Genomic DNA, 4,420 nt, shown 5'->3' with positions numbered 1-4,420 from the left:
GCGACGGTGCTGCTGGTGGCGCACGACCCCGAAACGGCAGCCCTCGCCCGCACCCGGGTCCAGCTCGCCCCCGCTGCCGACGCCTCTGCTCCCGCCCAGCGGTTCGATGCGTCTGCGGACGCCATCGCAGGCGCGGTTACGCCGCGGGAGAGCATTCCCGCAGACGGCGCCGGGGACGACGGGGGAACGTGGGTGCGCTCCCTGTGGGCCCTCGTCCGTCCCGATCTGCCGCGCTACCTCCTCGCGGCGCTCGCGGGACTCGGGTCCGCCGCGGCCGCGGCTGCCCTTGCGGGCCTCTCGGGGTGGCTCATCGTGCGCGCGGCGGAGCAGCCGCCCATCCTCTACCTGCTCGCTGCAATCGTGGGCGTGCGGTTCTTCGGCATCGCGCGCGCGGCGCTGCGGTACTCCGAGCGACTTGCCACGCACGCGGCGGTCTTCGCGACGCTCACTCGCCTGCGGGACTGGCTCTGGCAGGACCTCGCCTCCCGCGGCCTGAGCGCCCGGCGCCTGCTCGTCCCGGGAGCGGCCCTCGAGAGTCTCGTCGGCGACGCGGAGGCGGTCCGCGACGAGCTTCCGCGGATCGTGCAGCCCCTCGCGACCGCTCTCCTTCTCAGCGCCGCATCATTCGCGGCCGTCGCCGTCCTGCTGCCCGCGCAGCTGCCCATCTTCGGGCTTGGCGTGATCGCCTCGGTCGTGGTTGCCCCGCTGGCCGCCGCGTGGGCGGACCGCCGATCAGCCCGGGACGCCCAGAAGGCTCGCGGCTTCCTCATCCAGCGCATTGGGCAGATCCTTGCTGCTGCCCCCGACCTGGCCGCCAACCGGCTCGCAGGACGAGTTCTGGCATCGGTCACGGCGGACGACCGGCGGCTCACCGCACTCGAACGGCGCGGTGTGGCCGCGGAGGGGCTCGGGCGCGCCATCGTCATCGCCGCCACCGGGCTCGCCGCGGTGGCGACACTCGCTACGACCGCCGAGGGCGTGCCTGCCAGCATCGCTGCCGCCGTCCTCCTCCTCCAGCTCGCGCTCGCCGAGCCCTTCGCCGCCGCGAGTGCCGCCGTCCAGCGCATCCCGGCGCTCCGTGCGGCACTCTCGCGTGCGGCCCTCTCCCAGTGCGCCGCTTTCCGCCCGGACCTCGCCCGGCGCGAAGCCCCGGGGGCCCACCGTGACCGGGTTGCGCGGCAGCCTCAGGTCGCCCCCGGCCTGACCGTCGAGTCGCTCGCGGCGGGCTGGCCGAGCTATCCGTCGGTCTTCCGCGACCTCTCCGCGGCGGCAGCGCCTGGTGAATGGCTCGTGGTCGCCGGGCCATCCGGGAGCGGGAAGTCAACGTTGCTGGCGGTCCTCCTTGGGTTCATCCCCCCACGGGCGGGCCGGATCTCCGCCCGTGGCAGCCTGGCCTGGTGCCCCCAGGAGTCCCACCTCTTCGACTCCACGGTGCGGGGCAACCTGGCCGTGGCGAGGGAACGCGGCAACGCGCCGGACGACGACGAGCTATGGCAGGTCCTCGACCGCGTCGGCCTCGGGGACCACGTGAGGTCGCTCCCCGGCGGGCTGGACGCCCGCATCGGCAGCCGCGGAGCCCAGCTTTCGGGCGGGCAGCGTCAGCGCCTCGCCGTCGCCCGCGCGCTCGTGGCGGATGCCGCCGTCGTCCTCCTCGACGAACCGACGGCGCACCTCGACCCCGGGGCCGCCCAGGACCTCATCTCGGGGCTGCACTCCGCACTCGCCGATCGGACGGTCGTCATGGTGACCCACCGGGCGTCCGAGCTCCGGGAGGGCGACGTGCTCGTGCGCCTCGATGCGCTGCAGCATGAACTCGTGGGCTAGGAGCTAGCCGCTCACGTCGTGGAGGTGGTGCTCCACGTCGTGCAGGAAGTACTGGGCCAGGGTCACCACGGTGAACTCCGAGCCGTTGCTGCGAAGGCCCTTGCGCCCGTAGGCGCGTTCGGGAACGGCCGCGAAGGCATCGCGGATGAGGGCGCCCTGGGTGGCCAGCTCGGAGCGCACGACGGCGGGATCCGCGTCTGCGTAGCTCTTTTCCACGGCGGCGGCGTCCTGATCCCAGTCATCGAATCGCGCGTCGTCCTCCGCCAGCATCAGTTCGAGGCGGCGGCGGAATACCTCGAAGACGTCTCGGACGTGGTAGCCGTACTCGAGGGGCGACCACGTCAAGGAATCCGGACGCTCCAGCACATTGTCCCGCTGCAGGGCGGCGTCCCATCGTGGCAGTGCCGCATCGAGCCGCCGGGCGACGTCCTGAGGGGTGAGGCTGTCCGCTTCGAAGCCGCATTCGGGGCAGCGCCGCCCCAGAACCCACGTCCAGTCCTTGGTGTCCGGGATGATCGCCATGTCCGGAGTCTAGCCCCGCCTCTCACGATGCTCCCGCCTGCTCAAATGTAACGAATAGATAACGTTGGCTTGAGCTGGACTTTCCGCGTCTTTCCTTGTCAGCGGCCGCTTTCGCCGTTGCCGACTGTGATTCAGGCCATTTCATCGCAGCTTCATTCAAGAGTGCCCTCTCGATTGCTGAAACTAGACTGGATGGCTGCCCGCGAGAGCGGGGAAGGAAAGTCCCAGCACAACGACTCGCCGAGACATCGAGAGAAGTGAGAATGCCGAGAGAGCTAAGCCATTCCGCAGGAGAGAACACAGAGCAGACCACGCCCCGCCGCCGCATCGCCTTCCGAAAGCGGCGACTGCGGGTGGACGACGTCAACGTCGTGGACCGCTCGATGCTCCGGCGGGCCATCGGCGGCACGATCGTCGGCAACACCATGGAGTGGTTCGACGTAGGTGTCTTCGGCTACCTCATCACCACGATGGGCCCCGTGTTCCTGCCCGACGCCGATCCATCGGTGCAGACCCTGTTCCTCCTGGGCACCTTCGCGGCGACGTTCGTGGCGCGCCCTGCAGGCGGAGTGTTCTTCGGCTGGCTCGGCGACAAGATCGGGCGCCAGCGCGTTCTCGCGGCCACCCTGATCACCATGGCCGCCTCCACCTTCGCCCTGGGACTCCTGCCCGGATATGCCCAAATCGGGATCTGGGCCGCCGTCCTCCTCGTGGCGGTCAAGCTGGCGCAAGGATTCTCCACCGGCGGCGAGTACGCGGGGGCGACCACCTTCGTGAGCGAATACGCCGCCGACCGCCGGCGCGGGTTCTTCGCGAGCTTCCTCGACATGGGCAGCTACCTGGGCTTCGCCGTCGGAGCCGCGCTGGTCTCAGTCCTCCAGATGACGCTCGGCCAAGCGGCCATGGGCGATTACGGCTGGCGCATCCCCTTCCTCGCGGCCGGTCCGCTCGGCGCCATCGCCATCTACTTCCGCCTCCGCATCGAGGAGAGCCCCACCTTCCAGGCGGCGCTCGATGCGCAGCAGAACTCGACCCAGGAGCTTGCCGCGAACGACGAGGCCGCACCCAAGGGACCCCTGGCAATCCTCAAGCTGTACTGGCGGCCCATCCTCGTGGCGATGGTGCTCGTCGCCGCCGCGAACACGGTCGGATACGCCCTGACCTCCTACATGCCTACCTATCTCACGGCGTCAAAGGGCTACGACGAAGTCCACGGGACGCTCCTGACGATCCCGGTGCTCGTGGTCATGAGCCTGTGCATCCCGCTCACCGGCCGCCTCTCGGACCGCATCGGCAGGCGACCGGTGCTCTGGATCGGCGCCGCCAGCACGATCGTCCTCTCGATCCCGGCCTTCCTGCTGATCGGCGTCGGCAGCATCCCGGCCACGCTCGGCGGTCTCGCGCTCATCGCGTTCCCCGTCACGTTCTACGTGGCGAACCTCGCCTCTGCCCTTCCGGCCCAGTTCCCGACGGCCAACCGCTACGGGGCCATGGGCATCGCCTACAACTTCGCCGTGGCGATCTTCGGCGGCACGACCCCGTTCATCGTCGACGCGCTCATTCACGCGACCGGCGACGACATGATGCCCGCCTACTACCTCATGGGAACGTCGGTCGTCGGGGGGATCGCCGTGTTCTTCCTGCAGGAGTCCGCGCGCCGTCCGCTCCCCGGCTCCATGCCCAGCGTCGAATCGGACGCAGAGGCGCGTGCCGTCGTCGAGCATCAGGATGAGGACCCGCTCATCGACCTGGATCACATGCCCCTCGCCGAGGTCCCCGTCGCCGTGACCGATGACGGCCTGGCCGTCCAGCTCCCGCTCGACCATCCCGCCGCGATCGCAGCCGCAGAGGATGAGGGCGTGGACCTCGAGGCGACCGCGCTCGAGGCGGAGGTGTCGGGAGAGGAACCGGTGGCGTCGGGCCCGATCGCCCAGGTGTGAATCCCGCCGAGGGCGGTTCGTGCGGCGGCGTTCATCCGAATCTCGGACCGACCTCTTACACCCCCTGCGACAGGGGGACGCCCCAGCCCGCGCGGCGCCCCCGGTCGTTAGGCAGCCACCCAGCCACCCCCCCG

At 70.4% G+C, this 4,420-nt stretch carries 3 protein-coding genes; 2 read left to right on the top strand and 1 reads right to left on the bottom strand.

The genetic code is table 11. The features are described 5' to 3' along the window. Positions 1–1,824, top strand: a 1,824-nt coding sequence (gene cydC, locus ACTHL9_RS15390; protein WP_440520162.1) for a thiol reductant ABC exporter subunit CydC, incomplete at its 5' end; no start/stop codon positions are given. 3 nt (positions 1,825–1,827) lie between these two features. On the opposite strand, the gene ACTHL9_RS15385 is transcribed toward cydC, so the two are convergent. Beyond that, positions 1,828–2,346, bottom strand: a complete 519-nt coding sequence (locus ACTHL9_RS15385; protein WP_440520161.1) for a DinB family protein — start codon at positions 2,344–2,346, stop codon at positions 1,828–1,830. Positions 2,347–2,609: 263 nt separating this feature from the next. On the opposite strand from ACTHL9_RS15385, the gene ACTHL9_RS15380 reads away from it, so the two are divergent. Further along, entirely contained in the window at positions 2,610–4,286 is a 1,677-nt protein-coding gene (locus ACTHL9_RS15380) for an MFS transporter (RefSeq protein ID WP_440520160.1), read from the top strand. Positions 4,287–4,420: the final 134 nt, after the last annotated feature.

This window comes from Sinomonas sp. (genome assembly GCF_051955515.1).
Taxonomy (GTDB): Bacteria; Actinomycetota; Actinomycetes; order Actinomycetales; family Micrococcaceae; genus Sinomonas.
The sequence above is the reverse complement of the archived record's forward strand: the minus strand, read 5'-3'. Positions and strand labels throughout refer to the sequence as shown.

Coding starts and splice junctions, on each gene's coding strand:
- ACTHL9_RS15385 (WP_440520161.1), bottom strand. CDS start 2,346: ATGGCGATCATCCCGGACACCAAGGACTGGACGTGGGTTCTGGGGCGG.
- ACTHL9_RS15380 (WP_440520160.1), top strand. CDS start 2,610: ATGCCGAGAGAGCTAAGCCATTCCGCAGGAGAGAACACAGAGCAGACC.